The sequence below is a fragment of the Pelagibius sp. genome, assembly GCF_028289705.1.
Lineage (GTDB): Bacteria > Pseudomonadota > Alphaproteobacteria > Kiloniellales > Kiloniellaceae > Pelagibius.
Window position 1 is genome coordinate 35952 of sequence record NZ_JANQOI010000183.1, and the last position, 22606, is coordinate 58557.

General features: G+C 66.7%; 20 protein-coding genes. 14 read left to right on the top strand and 6 right to left on the bottom strand.

Translation table 11 applies throughout. The features are described 5' to 3' along the window. The 5 genes from Q0996_RS23440 (at window position 1) to tdh (ending at window position 4997) form a co-directional block, all read left to right on the top strand. Window positions 1–813, top strand: a complete 813-nt coding sequence (locus Q0996_RS23440; protein WP_299625883.1) for an ATP-binding cassette domain-containing protein — start codon at window positions 1–3, stop codon at window positions 811–813. 97 nt (window positions 814–910) lie between these two features. After that, window positions 911–2035: a Gfo/Idh/MocA family protein gene (locus tag Q0996_RS23445; protein ID WP_299625886.1), complete on the top strand. Its 1125-nt coding sequence runs from the start codon at window positions 911–913 to the stop codon at window positions 2033–2035. Between the two features lie 27 nt (window positions 2036–2062). Then, on the top strand, window positions 2063–2656 hold the full coding sequence (locus Q0996_RS23450) for a helix-turn-helix domain-containing protein (RefSeq protein ID WP_299625889.1): 594 nt from the start codon (window positions 2063–2065) through the stop codon (window positions 2654–2656). A 96-nt stretch (window positions 2657–2752) separates the two neighbouring features. Beyond that, the gene (kbl, locus tag Q0996_RS23455; protein ID WP_299625893.1) at window positions 2753–3940 is read left to right on the top strand and encodes a glycine C-acetyltransferase; all 1188 of its coding nucleotides are present in this window, start codon (window positions 2753–2755) and stop codon (window positions 3938–3940) included. Window positions 3941–3968: 28 nt separating this feature from the next. Further along, entirely contained in the window at window positions 3969–4997 is a 1029-nt protein-coding gene (tdh, locus tag Q0996_RS23460) for an L-threonine 3-dehydrogenase (RefSeq protein ID WP_299625896.1), read from the top strand. A 227-nt stretch (window positions 4998–5224) separates the two neighbouring features. Here tdh and Q0996_RS23465 read toward each other — a convergent pair whose 3' ends face one another. The 3 genes from Q0996_RS23465 to Q0996_RS23475 form a co-directional block, all read right to left on the bottom strand. After that, window positions 5225–5932, bottom strand: coding sequence for a GntR family transcriptional regulator (locus tag Q0996_RS23465; protein ID WP_299625899.1), 708 nt, complete (start codon window positions 5930–5932; stop codon window positions 5225–5227). A gap of 143 nt (window positions 5933–6075) precedes the next feature. After that, window positions 6076–7092 (bottom strand): Gfo/Idh/MocA family protein, encoded by a 1017-nt coding sequence (locus tag Q0996_RS23470; RefSeq protein ID WP_299625902.1) that lies wholly within the window; start codon window positions 7090–7092, stop codon window positions 6076–6078. A gap of 28 nt (window positions 7093–7120) precedes the next feature. Continuing rightward, window positions 7121–8242: an isocitrate/isopropylmalate dehydrogenase family protein gene (locus tag Q0996_RS23475; protein ID WP_299625905.1), complete on the bottom strand. Its 1122-nt coding sequence runs from the start codon at window positions 8240–8242 to the stop codon at window positions 7121–7123. A gap of 251 nt (window positions 8243–8493) precedes the next feature. Here Q0996_RS23475 and otnK point away from each other — a divergent pair, with 251 nt between their 5' ends. The 7 genes from otnK (at window position 8494) to Q0996_RS23510 (ending at window position 14521) form a co-directional block, all read left to right on the top strand. Next, window positions 8494–9759: a 3-oxo-tetronate kinase gene (otnK, locus tag Q0996_RS23480; RefSeq protein WP_299625909.1), complete on the top strand. Its 1266-nt coding sequence runs from the start codon at window positions 8494–8496 to the stop codon at window positions 9757–9759. Beyond that, a complete protein-coding gene (gene otnC / locus Q0996_RS23485; protein WP_299625912.1) occupies window positions 9756–10391 on the top strand; it encodes a 3-oxo-tetronate 4-phosphate decarboxylase in 636 nt (211 codons plus the stop codon). Before otnK ends, otnC begins: the two co-directional genes overlap by 4 nt. 11 nt (window positions 10392–10402) lie before the next feature. Next, window positions 10403–10687, top strand: coding sequence for a putative quinol monooxygenase (locus tag Q0996_RS23490; protein WP_299625915.1), 285 nt, complete (start codon window positions 10403–10405; stop codon window positions 10685–10687). Between the two features lie 166 nt (window positions 10688–10853). Further along, entirely contained in the window at window positions 10854–12293 is a 1440-nt protein-coding gene (locus Q0996_RS23495) for an arylsulfotransferase family protein (RefSeq protein ID WP_299625918.1), read from the top strand. 32 nt (window positions 12294–12325) lie between these two features. Further along, window positions 12326–12568, top strand: a complete 243-nt coding sequence (locus Q0996_RS23500) for a hypothetical protein (RefSeq protein WP_299625921.1) — start codon at window positions 12326–12328, stop codon at window positions 12566–12568. Window positions 12569–12621: 53 nt separating this feature from the next. Beyond that, window positions 12622–13371: a hypothetical protein gene (locus Q0996_RS23505; protein ID WP_299625924.1), complete on the top strand. Its 750-nt coding sequence runs from the start codon at window positions 12622–12624 to the stop codon at window positions 13369–13371. Between the two features lie 7 nt (window positions 13372–13378). After that, on the top strand, window positions 13379–14521 hold the full coding sequence (locus tag Q0996_RS23510; RefSeq protein WP_299625927.1) for a sulfotransferase: 1143 nt from the start codon (window positions 13379–13381) through the stop codon (window positions 14519–14521). Here Q0996_RS23510 and Q0996_RS23515 read toward each other — a convergent pair. After that, on the bottom strand, window positions 14518–16110 hold the full coding sequence (locus tag Q0996_RS23515) for a glucan biosynthesis protein (protein WP_299625930.1): 1593 nt from the start codon (window positions 16108–16110) through the stop codon (window positions 14518–14520). The genes Q0996_RS23510 and Q0996_RS23515 overlap by 4 nt on opposite strands. A 413-nt stretch (window positions 16111–16523) precedes the next feature. Between Q0996_RS23515 and Q0996_RS23520 the strand changes: the two genes are divergently transcribed. Both Q0996_RS23520 and Q0996_RS23525 read left to right on the top strand, forming a co-directional pair. After that, entirely contained in the window at window positions 16524–18953 is a 2430-nt protein-coding gene (locus tag Q0996_RS23520; RefSeq protein ID WP_299625933.1) for an FAD-dependent oxidoreductase, read from the top strand. 52 nt (window positions 18954–19005) lie between these two features. Further along, a complete protein-coding gene (locus Q0996_RS23525) occupies window positions 19006–20064 on the top strand; it encodes an Ldh family oxidoreductase (protein ID WP_299625936.1) in 1059 nt (352 codons plus the stop codon). Between the two features lie 20 nt (window positions 20065–20084). On the opposite strand, the gene Q0996_RS23530 is transcribed toward Q0996_RS23525, so the two are convergent. Continuing rightward, entirely contained in the window at window positions 20085–21686 is a 1602-nt protein-coding gene (locus Q0996_RS23530; RefSeq protein ID WP_299625939.1) for a caspase family protein, read from the bottom strand. 13 nt (window positions 21687–21699) lie between these two features. Then, window positions 21700–22083: a hypothetical protein gene (locus Q0996_RS23535; RefSeq protein WP_299625942.1), complete on the bottom strand. Its 384-nt coding sequence runs from the start codon at window positions 22081–22083 to the stop codon at window positions 21700–21702. Window positions 22084–22606 lie beyond the last annotated feature (523 nt).

The window sequence follows — 22606 nt, forward strand, 5'->3', positions numbered from 1 at the left end:
ATGACTGACACAAGCTCCAACGGGGCCGGAAACGGCGCCGACGTCCTCATCGACGTCCGCAATGTGGTCAAGCACTTCGGTTCGGTCATCGCGCTTGCCGGGGTGTCCATGACCGTCGGCCGGGGCCAGGTGCTTTGCCTGCTCGGGGACAACGGCGCCGGCAAGTCGACCCTGATCAAGACCCTTGCCGGGGTTCACAAGCCGACCGACGGCGAGTTCCTGGTGGAAGGGCAGCACGTCGACTTCGACTCGCCGCGCGACGCCCTGGATGCCGGCATCGCCACGGTCTACCAGGACCTGGCAATGATCCCGCTGATGTCGGTGACCCGGAACTTCTTCATGGGCCGCGAGCCGATCAAGCGCTTCGGGCCGCTGCGCTTCATCAACTTCGACGAAGCCGACCAGGTGACCCGCGAGGAGATGCACAAGATCGGCATCGACGTGCGTGACCCGCAACAGGCGGTGGGCACCCTCTCCGGCGGTGAGCGCCAGTGCGTGGCCATTGCCCGGGCGGTCTATTTTGGCGCCAAGGTGCTGATCCTCGACGAGCCGACCTCGGCCTTGGGCGTGGCCCAGACCTCCATGGTGCTGAAGTATGTCGACCAGGTGCGCTCCAAGGGCCTGGGGGTGATCTTCATCACCCACAACGTGCGCCATGCCATGGCAGTGGGCGACCGCTTCACGGTCTTGAACCGCGGCAAGACCCTGGGCAACTTTGCCAAGGACGAGATCACCATGGACGAGCTGCAGAATCTGATGGCCGGCGGCAAGGAACTGCAGCAGCTCTCCGCATCGCTCGGCGGTACAGTCTAGTCCTCCCAACTGCCCGGGGCCGGCTCTGTGTAGGGCAGGCCGGCCCCGGGCAATTCTGTGCCCCGGCGGGTCCGGGCCGATCTGAAGGGTTTTGCGCTTGGAGTCAGTTGGGGTCGGGCTGATCGGCACGGGCTATATGGGCAAGTGCCACGCCATTGCCTACACCACCGTTGCAACGATTTTCGGCCTCTCGCCGCGACCGCGGCTGGAGCTGCTCTGCGATGTGAACGAGGCCCAGGCGTCGCGCCAGGCCGCCGCCCTCGGCTTCGCCCGTGCCACCGGCAACTGGCGCGACCTGGTCAGCGACCCGGCCGTCGATGTGGTTTCCATCACCACGCCCAACGCCCTGCATCCGGCCATGGCCATCGAGGCGGCGCGCAACGGCAAGCACATTTATTGCGAGAAGCCGTTGGCGCTGACCCTGGAGGAGGCGGAGGCCATGGCCGCGGCGGTGCGCACCGCCGGGGTCAAGTCGCTGGTCGGCTACAACTACACAAAGAATCCCGCCATCTCCCATGCCAAGCGGCTGATCGAAGAGGGGGCCATCGGGCGGCCAGTGCATTTCCGTGGCTGTTTCGACGAGGACTACCTGGCCGATCCGCAACTGCCCCATAGCTGGCGCATGCAAAAGGCCAAGGCCGGCAGCGGTGCCCTCGGCGATCTCGGCAGCCACCTCATCAACATGGCGCAGTTCCTCTGCGGGCCCATCGAGGCGGTGACAGCCGAGCTCACCACCATGCACAAGGAGCGCCCCCTCGAAGGAACCTCCGGCGAGACAGGAGAGGTGGAGAACGACGACACCGTCTCGGCCATGGTGCGCTTTCGCGCCGGCTTCTCCGGCAGCCTCGCCTCCAGCCGCATCGCCTGGGGCCGCAAGTCGCGCTTCGCCTGGGAACTGCACGGCAGCGCCGGGATGATCGCATTCGACCAGGAGCGCATGAACGAGTTGCAGCTCTATCAGGCCGAGGGGCCGAAGGCTCAGCAGGGCTTCAAGACCATCCTCAGCGGCCCGGCCCATCCGCCCTACGGGCAGTTCATCCCGGCGCCCGGCCACAGCCTCGGCTTCAACGAGATGAAGATGGTGGAGGTGGCGCACCTGCTGCGCGGCCTGGCCGGCGAGGAGACGCTCTATCCCGACTTCGAGGACGCCCTGGTGACCGAGCGGGTGATGCACGCCCTGCTGCGCGCGGCGGAGGAGGGGTGCTGGGTCAGTCTGGAATAAAGGATTTCTCTCCGTTATAGTGGAGAGATGGCCAGACCGAACCCCGTGGATGCCGAGGGCATCGTTTCCCAGGTGGCGCAGATGCTGCGCACCGCCCGCAAGGACCAGCAACTCACCCTGGACGACCTCTCGCAGCGCTCCGGCGTGTCGCGCTCCATGCTGTCCCAGATCGAACGGGGCGAGAGCAATCCGACCCTGGCCACCCTGTGGAATCTAACCCAGGCTCTGGGCGTCGACTTCGCGGGGCTGCTGGGGGGCGAGGGTGAGCGGCCGCCCGCCAGTGGCCAGGTGGAGCGCTTGCCGGCGCGGCGCACCCCCACAATCGACAGCCAGGGCGAACGTTGCCGCCTAAGGATTCTGAGTCCGCCGGCCCTGGCCGGCAGCGTCGAGTGGTATGAGCTGCAACTCGATGCCGGGGGCGCTCTGGAGAGCGATGCCCATGCGCCGGGCTGCATGGAGCACCTGACGATCCTGGAAGGCAGCGTCGCCGTGCAGTCGGGCCTGCGCGAAGAGACGGCGGAGGCCGGCGACACCCTGCGCTACCGCGCCGACGTCGCCCACCGCATCGCCGCGCGGGACGGCGCGCCGGCCAAGGCCTTGCTGGTGGTGCTGACCGTCTGACGGCGGTAAGGGCGGCCGCGCCGCGCGATAAACGTTGAAAAATCCGTAATAACGGAATAATGTCCACTATCACGTAATTGAGCCGAGGCCACGACCATGCTGTTGAAGGATATCCGAACCGAGCTCGACAGTATCCGGGCGGCCCACCTCTATAAGGTCGAGCGGCCCATCACCTCGCCCCAGGGGGCCGGCATCCGGGTTGCCGAGGATGGGTCCGAGCGCACCGTCATCAACCTCTGCGCCAACAACTACCTCGGGCTTGCCGACCACCCGGCGCTGATCGCCGCCGCCAAGGAGGCACTGGACCACTACGGCCTCGGCATGGCCTCGGTGCGGTTCATCTGCGGCACCCAGGACCAGCATCGCCTACTGGAACAGGAGATCGCGGCCTTCCTCGGCCAGGAGGATGCCATCCTCTATGCCGCCTGCTTCGATGCCAACGGCGGGGTCTTCGAGCCGCTGCTCGGTGCCGAGGACGCGGTGATCTCCGATGCCCTGAACCATGCCTCAATCATCGACGGCATCCGGCTCTGCAAGGCCCAGCGCTACCGCTACGCCAACCGCGACATGGACGAATTGGAAGCCAAGCTGCGCGAGGCGCGGCAGGAAGGCGCCCGGCGGATCATCATCGCCACCGACGGGGTGTTCTCCATGGACGGCTATCTCGCCGATCTGCCGACCATGCGGCGCCTGGCGGATCAGTACGAAGCGCTGCTGTTCGTCGACGACTGCCATTCCACCGGCGTGCTGGGGCCGCAGGGCAGGGGCACCGGCGCCCACTTCGGCGTCGGTGTGGACATCCTGACCGGCACCTTGGGGAAGGCGCTCGGCGGTTCGGCCGGCGGTTACGTGGCCGCGCCCCAGCCGATCATCGATCTGCTGCGCCAGCGCTCCCGGCCCTATCTCTTCTCCAACTCCCTGCCGCCGCCCATCGTCGGCGCCGGGCGCAAGGCCATCGAGCTGGTGCGTCAGGGCGACGACCTGCGCGCAAGGCTCACCGAGAATGCGCGGCGTTTTCGTGCCGGCCTCACGGACGCCGGTTTCCGGCTGCTCGAGGGCGAGCATCCCATCATTCCGGTGATGCTGGGGGAGGCCGAGATCGCGCAGGAAATGGCGGCCAAGCTCTTCGATCATGGCATCTACGTCACCGGCTTCTTCTATCCGGTGGTGCCCCAGGGCCAGGCCAGAATCCGCACCCAGATGTCGGCGGCCCTGGCGCCGGAGCAGATTGACCGGGCCGTCGCGGCCTTCACCGCGACAGGCCGGGACCTGGGTGTAATCTAGCAATCTCCCTGTCAGTCAGGAGGCGACGATGAAGGCCCTGATCAAAGAGAAGCCGGAACCCGGCATCTGGCTGGGCGACCAGCCGAAGCCCGCGGTCGCGCCGGACGAGGTGCTGATCAAAATCCGCAAGACGGCGATCTGCGGCACCGACGTGCACATCTACAACTGGGATGCCTGGGCGGCGAAGACCGTGCCGGTGCCCATGACCATCGGCCACGAATACTGCGGCGAGATCGTCGAACTGGGCGCCAATGTCCGCCACCTGAGCCTGGGCCAGAGGGTGTCCGGCGAGGGCCATGTCATCGGCAGCCGCAGTCGCAACGTGCGGGCCGGGCGCTATCACCTGGACCCGGAAACCCGCGGGATCGGCGTCAACCTGCCCGGCGCCTTCGCCGAGTATCTGGCGCTGCCGGCCTTCAACGTGGTGCCGTTGCCGGACCATCTCTCCGACGACCTGGGTGCAATCCTCGATCCGCTGGGCAACGCCGTGCACACGGCCCTGACCTTCGATTTGGTGGGCGAGGACGTGCTGATCACCGGCGCCGGGCCCATCGGCGTCATGGCGGCGGCGGTGGCTCGCCACGTCGGGGCGCGCCATGTCGTGCTCACCGACGTCAATCCCTACCGGCTTTCCCTTGCCGAGCAGGTGGCCGATGCGCGGACGGTCAACGTCGCCAAGGAAGACCTGCGCGACGTGATGGCCGAATTGAAGATGAAGGAGGGCTTCGACGTCGGCTTCGAGATGTCCGGGGCGCCGGCGGCCTTCGACCAGATGGTCGATCTGATGGTGATGGGCGGGCGCATCGCGCTGCTCGGCATCCCCGCGCAGGTCCGGCCCTTCGACTGGAGCCCGGTGATCTTCAAGGCCCTGACCATCAAGGCGATCTACGGCCGGGAGATGTTCGAGACCTGGTACAAGATGATCGCCATGCTGGAATCCGGCCTCTCCATCGACCGCATCGTCACCCACCGCTTCGGCATCGACGACTTCCAGCGGGCCTTCGACGTCATGGCCTCCGGCGAAAGCGGCAAGGTGGTGCTGGACTGGGCGGCTTAATGGACCGGGCTTCTTGATGCCTGGCCCAGGATGAAGCCTTCTCAGCCAATGGGTTCCCGCTCTCTGGCACCCCAAAAAACTGTCATTGCCGGACTTGTTCCGGCAATCCATCGAAGTCCCGGTCTCGGCCTTTCCATGGACCCTCGGGACAAGCCCGAGGGTGACGATGTGGTTAAGGATGGCGCCGGCAAGCCATTGAAATCACACCATTCATTTGAGTGAGATCTTTAAAGCTGGGTGATGCCGTGGAGTTCCAGGAGTTCCACCAGCATGGCACCGGCGCGCACCCGGTGCTGGTGGTGGATGCGCCGCGCGGCCTCGCCGTCGCGCTGCTCGATGGCGGCGACAACCGCGGCGTGGTCCTCGTTTGAGGCGACGGGCTTGGGCCGCAGGCGCAGGGTTGCCATGCGGGCCCGGTGCGCCTGGTCGCGGCAGGTGTTGACCCAGGTGCGCAGGCGCTCATTGCCGCTGTATTCCACCAGCAGGTTGTGAAAGCGCTCGTCGGCGTCGGCCCAGCCGATCAGGTCGTCCCGGGCGAGGGCGGTGTCCATGTCGCCGACCGCCTCGTGCAGGGCCGCCAGGTCCTGCTCGCTCAGGCCGCGACTGGCGACGATCTCCGCCGCCGTCGATTCCAGTCCGGTGAGAATCTCATAGATCTCCCGCATGTCGGCGACCGAGATGGGCAGAACGCGCATGCCGTGGCGCGGGCGGATCTCGACCATGCCCTCGTCGGCGAGGCGGATCAGCGCTTCCCGCACCGGCGTCCGACTCATCCCCAGGAACTCAGCGAGTTCCTGTTCCAAGGCCTGAAAGCCGGCCGGCATCTCATTGTCCAGGATACGCTGCTTCAGATCCTGGTAGGCCCTCTCGGACTGCGAGAGGCGTTGCCCCCCGCGGCCGGTGGTCTTGTTGTCATTCAAGGCGGTCGTCGCCAAGGGCCCTGCTCTCCGTCGGTTTCGCGTTGCCGCACCGTGAGTCGAATCTTCGACGAGAGCTTAGCTCATTTTCAACCGGAAGCACCACGCGGCCCCCAAAATTGTTTAGGAAATTGAACCCAATTCTCGCCGGCTGACCCCGCTTACAGGCGCAGGCGGCGCCCTTCCCGATGCGAGTCATAGACCGCCTCTTCGATGCGCAGGTTGGCGAGGTAATCGGATGCGCGGTTCATCACCGGCCCACCGTCCAGCAGGTGGTCGACCACGTGGCGCTGCAGCCGATAGACGCAGTCGCCGCCGAAGCCCCGGTTTTCCCAGGCATAGGCGACCTCCTGTTCCGCGTTGTGGCCGTGACGCCGAAGGAAGAGGTGGCCATCGCCGTCGAGCCTCAGCACTGCCTTGGAGCCTTCAACCAGCATCTCGCCCATGGTCAGGCGGCGATTCTCGGCGGCGTGGTCGGCCAGGCGGTTACCGTCGAAGAGGCCGCGGGCACCGTTCTCGAAGTCCAGAAGAATGATCCCCGCATCCTCGCCGGCGATCACCGGATTGAGGCGCTCCAGGCGCGCGTAGACCCCCTCGACCTCGCCGAGCAGAAAGCGGAACACGTCGATCATATGGATCGCCGTCTCGTGCACCAGGAAGCGTTCCATCTTCTGGAAATAGGGCTGACGGTCGAGGTAGGCCTCGGGCCCCTGGCCGTCGCCGGGGCGCAGGCGGAAGCTCGCCTGATAGAGATCGCCCAGCTCGCCCGCCTCGATCACCGCCTTGGCTTGCTGATGCCAGGGCTGGAAGCGGAAGTTCTCATGGACCACCAAGAGGACGCCAGCCTTGTCGCAGACGGCAATGGCCTCCTTCGCTTCCTCCAGGTTCTGGCAGAAAGGCTTCTGGCAGATGATGGGGACCTTGTGGGCGGCGGCGGTGCGGATCATCGCCAGATGGGTGACCGGCGGGGTGATGATGTCCAGCAGATCCGGCGTCTCTTCGGCCAGCATCTCCGCCAGGTCGCTGTAGGTCGCCGGGACCCCATAGGTCTCCGCCACGCGGCGCGCGCCTTCGGCTCCGCGATTGCAGAGGGCCACCAGATCGACATCGGGCATCCGGTTCCAGGCCTCGTACTGGAACTGGCTGAAATAACCGGTGCCGACGGTCGCAACCCTCACAGACAAGCGCTCCTCACCGGGACCTCTTTCACAAGGCCGCGGTCACCGGAACCTGCGGGTGGCAGAGGGCGTCCATCACGGCCTTGGAGACTTCGGCGGTTCCGGAACTGCCGCCCAGGTCCGCGGGGATCAGGGTTGCCCCGGCATAGGCCTGGTCCACGGCCGCGCGGATTGCCGCCCCGGCCTCGGCACAAGGGGGGACGTCACGGGTTTCGGCCAGCCATTCCAGCATCATCGCAGCGGAAAGAAACATGGCGGTCGGGTTGGCCTTGCCCTGGCCGGCGATGTCGGGGGCACTGCCATGGCAGGGCTGGAACACCGCATGCTCGTCGCCGATGTCCGCCGAAGGCGCCATGCCCATGCCGCCGATCAGGCCGGCGGCAAGATCCGAGAGGATGTCCCCGAACATGTTCTCGGTGACCAGAACGTCGAGGTCCCAGGGGCGCCGCACCATGTTCAGCGCGGTGGCATCGACATAGGCATGATCGGCCGGAATGTCGCGGTGCAAGGCCGCGCGCTCGTCGAAGACCTGACGGAAGAAGGCGAAGGACTTGAACACATTGGCTTTGTCGACACAAGTCACGCGCCCGGGATGCCCCGCCGCCCGGCGCTTGGCCGCCAGGGCGAAGGCGAAGTCGAAGAGGCGCTCGCAGACCGGCCGCGTGATGACTTGCGTATCCCGCGCCTCGCGGTCGTCTTCGATCACACCCTTACCGCGGGATGCGAAGAGGCCTTCCGTCGATTCCCGGATCAGCACGAAATCCAGATCCGACGCGCGCGGGTCGGTCAGCACCGGCGCCAGGCCGGGGATACGGCGCACCGGGCGCACGCCCGCATAAAGCCCGAAGGCAAAGCGAAGCTCCAACTGCGGCGCCACCTCCGTGCCGTCCGGATAACGGATGTCCGGCAGCCCCATGGCAGCCAGCAGGATGGCATCGGCTTCCGCAGCCGCGGTCAGGGACTCTTGCGGCAGGGCAATACCCTCCATGCGGTAGGTGCCGGCCCCGGCCGGGAGAGGCGTGAAGGCGAGCGTGAAGCCGCCAACCTGTTCCGCGGCGGCAGTCAGCAGATCCAGACAGGGCGCGGTGATCTCCGTGCCGATCCCATCGCCCTCGAAGACAGCGATTTCCAGCTTCGGCACGTTGGTCATGGCATCACCTCGTCGAATTCAGCCCGTTCGGTGGCGCAACTTCGCTCGCCAAAAGAATCCCGATTTCTCATGGCCTTGAGCGGCGCCTCCTGAGATACTGCGGAAACTCCAAGACCCCTCTTCAGGGCTTATCATACTTGAATGCATACATTAATGAATGCATTTATTCCAGACCCAATCGCTTCTGATGTCGTTCGCCTCCGGGGGTTCGGCATCACTGTGGCCGGACTTCAGGACTTGCGGGGGACTCGATGCTGCTTGGCTGTATTGCGGACGATCTGACCGGGGCGACCGATCTCGCCCTGATGCTGGTGCGCGGGGGCATGCGAACGGTGCAGGTCGTCGGCGTGCCGCAGCGTGCGGCGGACCTGCCGGCGGCGGATGCGGTGGTGGTGGCGCTGAAATCGCGCACCACACCGCCGGAGGAGGCGGTTGCGGAGTCCCTGGCCAGTGCCGAGGCGCTGCTTGCCGGAGGCGCCAAGCAGCTCTTCTTCAAGTACTGCTCGACCTTCGATTCCACCGACAAAGGCAATATCGGCCCGGTGACCGAAGCCCTAATGGCGCGCCTGGACTGTCCTTTCACCCTAGCCTGTCCGGCCTTTCCCGGCAACCAGCGCGCGGTCTTTCAGGGGCATCTCTTCGTCGGGACGACCCTGCTGTCGGACAGCCCGCTGAAAGACCACCCCCTGACCCCCATGCGCGATCCGAACCTGGTGTCGGTGCTCAGCCGGCAGACGCACCGCAAGGTGGGTCTCGTTCCTTTCGAGACCGTCGAGGCCGGGGCCGAGGCCATCGCCGCGGGCTTCGAGCGCGCGCGGGACGAAGGTGTGGAGATCGCCATCGTCGATGCCATCAGCGACAGCCATCTGGTCGCCATCGGCAGGGCCGCGGCCGGACTGTCCCTGATCACCGGCGGGTCCGGCGTTGCCATGGGCCTGCCCCAAAACTTCCGCGACCGGGGGTTGCTGGGGGGCGAGGACCCGCTTCGGAATTTTGCTGCACCGGCAGGCCCGGCGGCCATTCTGTCGGGGAGCTGCTCTGCGGCCACTCAGGAGCAGGTGGCCATGGCGGAGGAGGCCGGCATTCCCGCCTACCGGGTCGATGCCCTCTCACTTTCCAGCGGCGAGACCTCCGCCGCGGCGCTGCTGGATTGGGCCGGCCGGCAGGACAGCAGCCGGCCGCTGATGATCTATTCGACAGCCGCGCCGGAAACCATCCGCGGCGTGCAGGATCGACTGGGGCGGGACCAGGCCGGCGCGCTGGTGGAGGAGACCCTGGCCGAGGTGGCCCGTGGTCTGGTCGATCAGGGTGTGCGGCGGCTGATCGTTGCCGGTGGCGAGACCTCCGGCGCGGTGGTCAATGGGCTCTCTCTCCAGGCGCTGGAAATCGGCCCGGAGATCGATCCGGGGGTGCCCTGGACCCGCAGCGCCGGCGAGCCGCCGCTGGCCCTTGCCCTGAAGTCGGGCAACTTCGGCGCCCCGGACTTTTTCCTCAAGGCCTGGGATCTGCTGCCATGAGCGAGGAAGCCCGCCTGCGCGAGGCGATCTGCGCGACCGGCCGTTCCCTCTACGACCGTGGCCTGACCTTCGGCAGCACCGGCAACATCAGCCAGCGCCTGCCGGACGGCGGCTGGCTGATGACCCCGACCAACGCCTCCCTGGGCGCGCTCGATCCGGCCCGCCTGTCACGCCTGGACGCTGCGGGGGATTGGCTTTCCGGCGACAAGCCGACGAAAGAGACCTTCCTGCACATCGCCATGTACCGCGAACGCGCCGATGCCGCCGCCGTGGTTCACCTTCATTCAACGCACTCGGTGGCCGTGAGCTGTCTCGACGGCATCGATCCCGAAGACGTGCTGCCGCCCATCACCGCCTATTATGTGATGCGGGTCGGGCGCCTGCCGCTGGTGCCCTATTTCCCGCCGGGCGATCAGGATCTGGCCAAGGCCGTCGGCAGGCTGGCGGGTAAGCATCATGCGGTTCTGCTGGCCAACCACGGGCCGGTGGTCGCCGGCACCAGCCTGGAGACGGCGCTTTACGCCACAGAGGAGTTGGAGGAAACCGCCAAGCTGTTCCTGCTGCTGAGAGGGGCCGCCGTGCGCGCCCTGACGCAGGAGCAGGTGGCGGAACTCAGGAAACGGTTCGGATAGGGGCAGGGGACATGTTCGTTGTGACGGTGATTTTCGAAGTGAAGGCGGACTCTGCGGGGGCGTTCCGAACCGCCGTCTTGGAGCAGGCCCACAACTCCCTCACCAAGGAGGAGAGCTGCAGCCGCTTCGATGTCTGTTTCGACCCCGAGCGTGAAGACCGCATCTTCCTCTACGAAATCTATGACGACCGCGCCGCCTTCGACCGCCATCTGGCCAGCGCCCACTTCGCGGACTTCGACCGGCGCGTCGCCCCCTGGGTCGTCAATAAGACCGTGGAGACCTGGGTCTTGGGATAGGCCGCGGTCCCGGCACGGGGAAACCGGTGTGAAAGCCCGCCTACTGCGGGAATAAAGCATGCCCAGGACCGGTCCTTCTCTCAGGAGGATCGGTCTTTGAAATTCATGCTTTGTGCGCCGGCCGGCATGGACCGCGGCGTCAGTTCATCGTGTTTGGGCCAGCATCTTGGCTAGCCGGTTGGAGTCGGACTTCGCTGGGTACCAGCGGGAGCCTCTCGGCCCGACACGGCTGTTCGGCGCGCCTGAGCCGCCATCACTGATCGACCGTATCGCCTTTCCGGCCTTCGTGATCGCGCTGCTGTTCCTCAGCTTCCTGGGCGGTGCCTTCGTCATCCTGAGCAACGTCTACCCGGCTGGAAAGCTGAGCGACGCCTACCGCGGCGGCAAGGCGCTGGTGGACAAGATCCATCAGTCGCGGGACCCGCTGACCTCGGATTTCTGGGCGCCCGAACGGCGCGCGGAAGAGGGCGTCACCCTCCACGACCGCGCCGAGGCCTTTCCCGGCTACACCCTCTATACCTCCGGCCATGGCAGCGAGGCCTTCCTCTTTTCCATGGACGGTCTCCTCGTCCACTCCTGGCAGCTTCCCTACAGCGCCTTCTGGTCGGAAGCGTCGCCCGTGGAGGCTCCGCAGCCGGACGAGTTCCTCTACTGGCGCAAGGCAACGATGCTGCCCAATGGCGATCTGCTGGCGATCTTCGTCGCCACCGGGGACACGCCCTGGGGCTACGGCCTGGTGAAGCTGGACCGGGAGTCCAATGTTCTCTGGACCTATTACGGGCGCACCCATCATGACCTGGACGTGGCCGCTGACGGCCGCGTCTACACGCTGATCCACGAGATGCGCCGCAAGACCTTCGCCGGCTTTCCGCAACTGACGGTCCCACGGCTGGACGACTTCGTGGTGGTGCTCTCGCCGGAGGGTCGCGAGGAGAAGCGGGTTTCCATCCTGGATGCCCTGGTGAACTCGGACTACGCGCGCCTGCTGGACCGGGTCGCCTGGTACAACAAGCACGACTTCATCCACACCAACAACATCGACGTGATCGACGCCGAAGCCGCTTCGGTTCTGCCCTTCGCCGAAGAGGGGCAGGTGCTGCTGTCCTTCCGCGACATCGACACCATCGCGGTGCTGGACCTGGAGCAGGAGCGGATCGTCTGGGCCCTCAGGGGAACCTGGATGGGCCAGCACGATCCCGACGTCTTGGCGGACGGCCGCATCCTATTGTTCGACAACCAGGGCCACTACGGCCGGGGCGGCTGGTCGCGGGTCATCGAGATCGATCCCATGACCGGGGCCGAAGTCTGGCGCTACGCCGGCAGCGCCGAAACCCCTTTCGAAAGCAAGGTGCGGGCCGCCCAGCAGCGCCTGCCCAACGGCAACACCCTGATCACCGAATCCACCGCCGGCCGGATCTTCGAGGTGACCCGCGACGGCCGGATCGTCTGGGAGTTCATCAATCCCATCCGGGCCCGCCACCCGGAGAAGCCGGACCAGGTGATCCTGCCCATCGTTTCCTGGGCGCAGCGCATCGCTGCCGAAAGCCTGCAGCCCGGGTTCCGCGAGGCCTTGCTGCAGCAAGAAAAGGAGAGGAGCAGTCAATGATGCAAGAGCGGTCGCGTGTCCCTGCCATCGGAGTGACAGCCACGACGCTGCTTTTGGCGCTGGGCTGGACGGCGCCGGCGCTGGCCTATATCGGACCGGGGGCCGGACTTTCACTGCTCGGCGCGCTTTGGGGCGTCCTCGCCGCGGTGCTCGCGGCGCTGCTGTTTCTCTTGTTCTGGCCGCTCCGGCGGCTGCTGAGGCGCCGGCGCCAGCCGGCGGCGGCCGCGCCGCGCCCGCTCCCGGCCGAGCGGACCGAAGACCCGAGGCTCGACTGAAGAAGCCCTGAGTGTGGCGGGGTTGGATCGAAATGCCCGGCCGATGACGTGCCATGACTGGACTGCTTGACCTCGCTTCGCCGCTGCTCACGGGGCTCGACCGGTCCCTCGCGCCGCTGATTCCCGCCGCCGGCCGTCTGGCGGTTTGGGGATTGGTGGCGGCGTCGCTTTCCATGGCGCTCTACGCGGTCCTGTCGCCGCAGCAGCGCCTGCGGGAGGGCAAGGCAGCGGCGGCCGAAGCGCGCTTTGCCTTGGAAGCCTACGAAGGCCAGCTCAAAGAGGCCATGCCCCTGATCGTCCAGATGCAGAAACGGGCGCTGGCGCAACTCGGCTTGGTTCTGGGGCCGGCTGTCCTGGCCTCTCTCCCCATCCTCTTCATGATCGTCTGGCTGAGCGGCGCCTACGGCCACTTCATTCCGGACCGGGTCACCTCGGTACACCTGAGCGTCGAACCGCCGGGCATGATCGTCCGCTGGCTGAGCGAGGCGGAGGACCGGCCGGTAGCGGGGAGCGACACAGCCGCCCGGATCGAAGTGAGCGATCCGGACCGGCAGATGGTCGAGAGGGTGGCGCTGACCGCGGCGGTCACCAGCCTGCACAAACGCCGATGGTGGAACCTGCTGATCGCCAATCCCCTCGGCTATCTGCCGCCCGACGGCGCGCTGGAGCGGATCGAGATCGCCCTGCCGCGCCAGGATGTTCTCGGTTTCGGGCCGGACTGGCTGCGCGGCTGGGAATCCGTGTTCTTCGCCGCCCTGGTCGCCGCCTCCCTGGCGATCAAAGTGGTCTTCCGCCTGGTCTAGCCGGTCGATGCCGCAATCCGAAGAATCCGGCGAGGGTGACCGCTACGCGGGATTCCGGGTCACACCCTGGGTGCATCACTGCGGCCGGTTCGTGGCCCGCCACCGCGATTTCTGGGTGCGCCTGGGCGATCAGGAAACCCGTCTGCGCAGAGAGGACATCGCCGGGATCGCGGTGGAGAAACCCATCTTCGTCAGCGGCCTGGCGCGCTCCGGGACGACGATCCTGCTGGAGGTGCTGGCGGGTCACCCCAGCCTCACCAGCCACCGCTACAAGGACTATCCCTTTCTCTTCACGCCGTTCCTGTGGAACCGGTTCCTGAGTTACGTCCCGAACCATGGCGCCGAGGCCGCTGAACGCAGCCATGCCGATGGAATCGCGGTCACTGCCGAAAACCCGGAGGCCTTCGAGGAAGTGCTCTGGATGGCCTTTTTTTCCGGACTGCACGATCCGCGGCACTGCAATGTGCTGGACGCGGAAACCAGCCACCCGCAGTTCGAGCGCTTCTACCGCGACCATATTCGCAAGCTGCTGCGGGTGCGCGGCCGTGCCCGCTATCTCGCCAAAGCCAACTACAACGTGACGCGCCTGGAATACCTGCTGAAGATCTTTCCCGATGCCCGCTTCGTTCTGCCGTTGCGGGCGCCGCATGGACAGATCGCCTCGCTGGTTAAGCAGCACCGCCTGTTCTGCGAGGGCGAGCGCGCGCATCCGCGGGCGCTCCATCACATGCGCCGCATCGGCCACTTCGAGTTCGGCCTCGACCGGCGCCCGGTCAACCTCGGCGACGGTGCCGTGCCCGTGATCCTGGAGGCCTGGGACCGCGGCGAAGAGGTCGAAGGCTGGGCGCGCTATTGGGCCAGCCTCTATGGCTATCTGGCCGACCGGCTGGCGGCCGCGCCGGCCTTGGCGGCTGCGGTGAAGCTGGTGCGGTTCGAAGATCTCTGCCAGCGCCCGTTCGAGGTTCTGAGCGCGGTCTGCGATCATTGCCATCTCGAGGGAAGCGCGCATCTGGTGGCCGAGGCGGCAGAGACGATGCGGATGCCGCGCTATTACCGGCCGGCCTTCACGCAAGCCGAAACAGAGTCCATCGAACGGCTGGCCGGCCCGGTCGCCCGCCGTTTCGGCTATGCCGACAGCGCCGGGCTCTAGGCGGGTGGGTCGGCTTCAGGCCGGTGCTGATAGAGCCAGGTCTCGGTCAGGGGCTTGCCATCGCCGTCAGCAAGATAGAGCCGAAGCTCCACCGGGTCGCGGCCGGGGGCTTCAAGATCGAACTGGGCGCGCCAGCGCCGGCTGTCGGGAATGCGCTCGGCAAAGATGTAGGACAGCGCGCCCCTGGACGCCGTGAGATTGACTTCCGGCTTTGCGTCGTGGGCGATGCCCTCCAGGGCGTTGCCGGCGAACTCGACCACGAATTTGGTGAGACCCTGCGGGCGAGGCTTTCCGGGCTCGCCGCCGCGCCCGATGCGGGTGGCGACCACCTGGGCGATGGTCTCCGCGGGGTAGGGTTCTTCCGCCAGCCAGTGGAGGCGGTAGGAGAGACCCAGGCGGTCGCCGGCCTTGGCCGGCTCCCGGGGCACCCAGAAGGCCACGATGTTGTCGTGGATCTCGTCGTCGGTGGGGATTTCGACGAGCAGCACGGCACCGGGACCCCAGGGGCCGAGCGGTTCGACCCAGAGGCTGGGCCGGCGCTCGTAGTGAACGCCGTCGAGAAAGTGCTCGAAGTTGCGGTCGCGCTGCAGCAGGCCGAAGCCGCGCGGGTTCTCGTCGAGAAAACTGGAGGTGACCACGCGTTCCGGGTTGTTCAGCGGCCGCCACAGCCGCTCGCCGCCGCCGGTCCAGAGGGCGAGACCGTCGGAGTCGTGCACCTCCGGCCGCCAGTCCTGTTGGTAGCGGCGGTTAGCCTCGCCGAACCAGAACATGGAGGTGAGGGGGGCGAGCCCCAGGCGCTCCACCGCCCGGCGCAGGAAGAGCACCGTCTCGACCTCCATCACCACCCCCGCCCCGCGGCGGATGGCGAAGTGGTAGGCGCCGGTGATGCTGGGGCCGTCGAGCAGGGCGAAGACGTTCACCGGCGCATCGGGATCGGCGGCGGAGGCGATATGGAACTCGGTGAAGTTCGGAAACTCCTCGGGGCCCTGCGCGGCGACGTCTATGGCGATGCCGCGCGCCGAAAGCCCGTATTGGCCCAGCGCGCCGATGGCGCGGAAATAGGACGCGCCCAAGAAGGCAATCCAGTCCTGGGTCGGCCAATCCCGGCGGTTGCGCGCCTCCTGCAGGCGAAAGCCGGCGAAACCCGAGTCCCGGGGCAGGCTCCGGGCGACCGAGCCTTCGGGCATCTCGAAGTAGGCCGGGTCATAGGCGATCTCCCGGGAGAAGCCCCGCTCCAGCGCATGCATCTTGACCGAACTCGGAAAGTAGCGGCCGAGGTGAAAGAAGGTCGCGGGATAGGCGCCGGGCCCTTCGGCGAAGAGCGCGACGCGGGGATCGAAGCGGATCTTCCCGTGGGTCTCGTAGTCGATCTCTTCGACGACCTCCGGCGCGGGCCGGTGGGGCAGCCGGTAGTCCGCCTTGGCGAGCGCCTCGGCGCGCGCGATCAGCCGCTTGAAGCTGAAGGGCCGCGCCGGGCCCAGACGCAGGCCCGAAGGGGCGGCCTGGGCAGGCAGGGGCGGAAGCGCCGATGCCGCCGCCATGGCAGCGGCGAGCCGCAGGGTCGCGCGTCGGCTGAGCGGTGCGGGCATGGGAGCCTCTTCGTCTTCGCCTGAGAAGGGTGATGCATCGGCCGCCGCCGGGCCCGGGAGCCCAACGGACGGCTCGAATCTAGGGGCGGCGCCAACCCCCGGCCACGGTCATTTTGTGGACGTCAATGCGGCGAAAAATGGCGGGGAACGACCGGTTTCGTGTCGGGCTTCACGGACAGCGCAGAGGGTGGCCAGGGCCCTCCCCAAGGGTAGCCGGGGCGTCGATAGGGATTCGGGCGTCATTGGTTGTCGCTTGTTGGCCGGAACGGGGGGCACGGCAGCGCTAGACCTCACCGGCAGCGATTAAGCCCATCGAATAAACCGATGCCGTCGGTGTGCTCTGGACGGCCTCTGGCCGATGGCAACAATTGGCAGGGTCGCGGGAAAGTGCTTCTACGCAGCGAGGCAGGCAAATGAAATCTCATGCGCAGGCAGTGGTCATCGGCGGCGGCGTCGTCGGATGCAGCGTGCTCTATCACCTCACCAAGGCGGGCTGGAAAGACGTGGTCCTGCTGGAGCGCGACGAGCTCACCTCCGGCTCCACCTGGCACGCCGCCGGCGGCATGCACACCCTCAACGGCGACCCCAACGTCGCCAAGCTGCAGCGCTATACCATCGACCTCTACAAGGAGATCGAGGAGATCTCCGGCCAGTCCTGCGGTGTCCACCTGACCGGCGGCTTCCTGCTGGCGGACTCCGAGAACTGGCTGGACTACCTGAAGGTGGCGCAGGGCCGGGCCCGGGTGCTGGGTATGGAGAACGACTTCGTGTCCATTGCCGAGGCCAAGGAGAAGCTGCCGCTGATCAACGAAAAGTGCTTCGTCGGCGCCCTCTACGAACCCTTGAAAGGCCATGTCGATCCCTCCGGCGTGACCCATGCCTATGCCAAGGCGGCGCGCATCGGCGGGGCGGAGGTCGAGCGCTTCACCCGGGTCACCGACCTGCAGCCTCTGCCCGACGGCGGCTGGGAGGTGATCACCGACAAGGGCACCATCCGGGCCGAGCACGTGGTCAACGCCGGCGGCCTCTGGGCGCGGGAGGTCGGCCGCATGGTGGGCCTGGAACTGCCGGTCCTGGCCATGGAGCATCAGTATCTGGTGACCGACGAGATGCCGGAGGTCGCGGGCCGCGAGACCGAGCTGCCCCACTGCATCGACTTCGGCGGCGAGATCTACATGCGCCAGGAGCGCGGCGGCCTGGTCATGGGCACCTACGAGAAGCACGGCGTGCCCTGGTCGGAGAAGACGACGTCCTGGGATTTCGGCCACGAGCTGCTGCAGCCGGACCTCGACCGCATCTCCGACAATCTGGAGGTGGCCTTCGAGCATTTCCCGGCGCTGGCGGAGGCGGGTATCAAGCAGGTGATCAACGGCCCCTTCACTTTTGCTCCGGACGGCAATCCGCTTGTCGGGCCGGTGCGCGGCCTGAAGAACTACTGGGTGGCCTGCGGGGTGATGGCCGGCTTCAGCCAGGGCGGCGGTGTCGGCTTGGCGCTTTCGGCCTGGATGACCGAGGGCGATCCCGGCTTCGACGTTTTCGCCATGGACGTCTCGCGCTACGGCGACTTCGCCACCATGGCTTACACCAACGCCAAGGTGCGGGAGAACTACGGCCGGCGCTTCCAGATCACCTTTCCCAACGAGGAACTGCCCGCCGCCCGGCCGCTGCGCACCACGCCGATCTATGAGCGCTTCAAGGCGCGGAACGCCGTCTTCGGCGTCGGCTACGGCCTGGAGCAGGCGCTCTGGTTCGCCCCGGAAGGCGCGGAGCCTGTCGAGCAGCCGGGCTACCGCCGCTCCAACGCCTTCGAGCCGGTGAAGGCGGAGTGCCGCGCGGTGCGCGAGGCCGTGGGCCTGCTGGAGACCTCCGGCTTCGCCAAGTATGAGGTCACGGGCCCCGATGCCGAGGGCTGGCTGAGCGGAATCCTGGCCAACCGCATGCCGCGGGAGGGCCGCATCCTGCTGTCGCCCATGCTGAACCACCGCGGCAAGCTGATCGGCGACTTCACGGTGGCCAAGGTGGGGCCGGAACGCTTCTTCATCTTCGGCTCCGGCGCCGCCGAGGGCTATCACCTGCGCTGGTTCGAAAGCCATCTGCCGGAAAACGGCGTGACCCTGCGCTCCCTGCGCAACGAGATGCTGGGCCTCTCCATCGCCGGGCCGAAGGCTCGCACCCTGCTGGCGCGGCTGACCGACGCCGACGTCTCCAACGAGGCCTTTCCCTTCATGGCCTTCCGCCGCATGGACCTGGGCATGGTGCCGGCCTGGGTGGGCCGCATCTCCTTCACCGGTGACCTGGGCTATGAGATCTGGGTGTCTCCGGACTACATGCTGCGGCTCTACGATCAGCTCACCGAGGCCGGGGCCGACCTGGGCCTGCGGCCCTTCGGGCTCAGGGCGCTGAACGCGCTGCGCCTGGAAAAGGGCTTCGGCACCTGGGCGCGGGAGTACCGGCCGATCTACACACCGGCGGAGGCGGGGCTGGACCGCTTCGTCGACCTGCGCAAGAACGCCTTCATCGGCCGCGATGCCGTGCTGGAAGACAAGGAGCGGGGCCCGAAGCTGCGGCTGGTGACCCTCACCGTCGATGCCAACGGCAGCGATGCCGATGTCGCCGACGTCAGCGGCGACGAGGCCGTCTGGCACGACGGCGAAGTGGTGGGCTGGGTGACCTCCGGCGGCTATGCCCATTTCGCCGAGCGCTCGGTCGCCATGGCTTACGTACCCAGCGAACTGGCGAGCCGGAACGGCCACTTCGAAGTGGAGATCATCGGCGAACGCCGGTCTGTACAACTGCAGCCCGAACCCTTGTTCGATCCGGCCCGCACCCGCATGCTGGGGTGAGGGCGGGGAGAACCGGACAACTGCTCCCCGCCGGTCCCGGGGGACAGCAGCGATGAGCGACCATCCGATCCAAGCCGAGCGGCTGGCCGCCTTCGCGGCGGCGGCATACAGGGCCATGGGCGTGCCCGAGGCGGACGCCGCGCTGCTGGCGGACACCCTGGTCCAGGCGGATCTCTGGGGGCATCAGTCCCATGGCGTGATGCGCACCTTCTGGTACGGCGAACGACTCAGGTCCGGGGCCATGCGAGCGGTGACCAAGCCGGAGGTCGTGGTGGACGGCGGCGCGGTCGCGGTTCTTGACGGCTGCGACGGGATCGGCCAGGTGATCACGGCGCGGGCGATGCGCGAGGCGGTCGACCGCTCGAAGCGTCACGGGATCGGCGCGGTCGCGGTGCGTAACTCCGGCCACTTCGGCACGGCGATGTACTTCACCCGCACGGCCACGGAGGACGGCTGCATCGGCTTCCTCTCGACCAACGCCAGCCCGGCCATGGCGCCCTGGGGCGGCAGGCGAAAGCTCATCGGGACCAACCCCTGGTCCATCGCGGCGCCGGCCGGGCGCCATCCGCCGATGCTGCTGGACATCGCCAACACCGCGGTGGCCCGCGGCAAGCTCTACCTCGCCCGCCAGCGCGGCGAGACCATCCCCGAGGGTTGGGCCATCGATGCGGAGGGGCGGGCGACCATCGATCCCGCTGCGGGGATTGCCGGCAACATCCTGCCCATGGCCGGTCACAAGGGCTATGCCATCGCCGCCATGATGGACGTGCTTTCCGGCGTGCTGAGCGGCAGCGGCTTCGGCGGGGCCGTGGTCGGGCCCTACGTGCCGGAGGGCCGCAGCGGCGTCGGGCACCTGGTCATGGCCCTCAACATCGAAGCCTTCCGCCCGAACGCCGATTTCGCGGCGGACATGGAGCGGCTGATCGCGGACATCAAGGCCGTCCCCCGGGCGCCCGGCGTCAAGGAGATCCACTATCCCGGCGAATTGGAGGCGCGGGCGGAAGAGCGCCAGCGGCGCCACGGTGTGGTCATCCCGGAAGACACCCTGGCCGAACTCGATGCCGCGGCAAGAGAACTCGGCATCGCGACCCTCAGCAGCCTCACGGATTGACCGTCCGGCCGCGTGCCGGTTCACGTCTCGCTGATGAAAACACCGGTCGCGAAGAGGCCGCCGAGAATGCCGATCCAGTAAAGGACCTTGACGAAGACGTTGAGGCGATAGCTGGCGCGCTTCATCAGAAGCCAGCCGGCGGCCGACCAGGCCAGGGTTCCGGTCATGGCACCCGACTCGAAGTCGCTGCGCCAGACGTTGTCGTAGCTGTGGAAGTAGCTGATATCGTTGATCCGATAGAACTCGCCGAGGCCGCCGGCGACGGGTATGACGGATACAAGCCAAACAACGAAGATCAGCACGTCGCCCCAACTGGTTCCGACCTTCTGTCCGGCGGCCATCCGGGCCATCTCCCGTTCCCTGACCGCGCGCCCGTGGGTCAAGCGATAGAGCGGATGGCGGTCCAGGTTCTCCTGCGTGGCCTCGTAGGGAAAGACCATGAACTTCCAGAACCAGCCCACCGGCGCCCGCTGCCAGTTTGGCGGCAGTTCCGGCTCCAGATCCTCGTCTTTGGGGGCGGCCGTGGGTTCCGGCTTTTGCGGTTCCGCTGGCCGGTCTGTTGCCGGCTCTTGTTCAGGCTCAGACGCAGCTTCCGCTTCCGGCTCCGCCTCGGGCTCCGGCTCCGGCGTATCGTCGGGCGGCACCTTCAGCCATGCGCTGAGGAAGTCCCCGACGCGCAGATCTTCTTCGAGCACCTGATCCAGCAGCCCGTCGTACTGTGCACCCGCGCCGCTTCGGGTTTCCGCGAACGAGAGATTGGAGACCTCGAGGGCCTTGGTGAACACCTCGTCGGGCAGCAGGCCTTTGTCGGCCAGGACGAAGAGCCGGGCGCGGATGGCCGCACGCCGTTCCTCGCGCGGCTTGCGGCCGGTCTGGGCGATGATCATCTCGCCCTCGACATTGAGGTTCCATTTCATCGGCACCTGATGGCTGTCCGCCAGGACCTGCCGGTGCACGTAGTCGTAGAGCTCGTTCATCGTCACGATGCCGTCGCCGTCGGCATCGGCACCGCCGCGCATGCCGTCGATGACATGTTTGGTGAAAACGCCATAGCCGTCGCGGACTTCCTCGCGCGCGGTCTGTACGTCGGTGGAGGCGGTCATGATGAAGGTCCCGCGGCCGCCGGCAACGGCATGCAACTGCTCTTCGACATCGCCGCGCAGGAAGCTCTTTTCGATGGCCCCGCTGTAGCAGCAATCCAGGATCAGCGCGATCTTGGTGGAGTCGGCGTTGTCGATGAGGTCGCGGATGCGCTGTGCTGGGATCGAGGTGGTCTCAAGCTCCGCGTTGACGGTCTCCGTGGTCGCGAGATGGAGGCGTCCGGCGCGGTCCAGCTTGCCGTGGCCGGCATAGTAGATCAGCACCAGGTCGTCGCGCCCGGCCTTGCGCAGCACCTTGTGGACGCTGCGCAGCGCCTGGTGGCTGGGCTGGTTCTTCACCACCTCGACGTCACTGAAGCCGCCGATGGCGATATCGTTGAGAACCTCCGAGAGCCCGTCGACGTCGTTCTCGGGGCAGGCCAGATCCTTCAGCTTCGGTTCTTCGGGAAACTGGCTGCTGGCGATCAGGACGCCGTAGCGTTTGGGCTGTCCCGTATCGTCGTTTGGCGCGTCGTCGCTCATGAGTCAACAGGCCCTAGGGTGAGTCGGAACCCGGGTCGCTGAAGAAGGCCTTGGCCAGATCCACCGTGTCGTCGATGCGCTCGGCAGACATATTCTCGGCCTTGATGGTCAGCTTGCGTCCGTCGGCCCGCTCGAAGCACATCTCCAGGCTTTCGTCGCGTTCGAAGTAAGCCTTGAAGACCTGAAACAGGGCCACGGCGGCGCCGCTTGTGATGAAGCTGAGGGCGATCGCGCCCAGGGTCACGGGATCGCCGCGCTCGCCCTCTTGGCCTTCGCTTTCCGGCAGTGCCGCCTGGACTTCGCTGTGGCGCGTGATGCTGCTCGCAAGCTCCCGGGTCAGCGCCTGAAGGTCTGCTGGCCGGAGCCGCCCTGAGGTGACGATGAGTTCCTGGTTCATTGAAAGAGCGCCGCCCTGTTCGCGACCGGTCACTTCTGTTTTCGGAGCAGAGATGTCGTATCCGAATACTGTGCGTGACTTGGCCTCTTCACGTCGAGATCCTAGCAAACTCGATTATGCGAAGGTAGTCGCATCCACTAAATTGCCATGGTCGGCTCCAAATAGTCGCCGGCCCCAGACTCTTTGTTTGATGGCTGCGACGGGGAGGATGTCTGCCGACCCTAAGGCCCAGCCTTCGCGCAGCTGTGATTTGGAGCGCGTTGCGAAGTCTGGCTTAGTGGTCTGTCGGACTGGGCAGCGGCCCGCTATACATTTGCCCTTCCTAGGCAGCAACGGTCGCCGCACCGTGAACTGGTCTGCTTAGCAAACCATTGACTTGGCAGAATTTTTTCCGTGATTTTCAATTTGTCTTGTGCATAATGGAAAGCGTTTCCGCAATGTGGCAGCGCTCTTATGGGTAACGGTGAAACGAAGGCTGCGCCAAGCAGTCCGTAAGACTGGACACGAGAATGGGAGGGGCCCG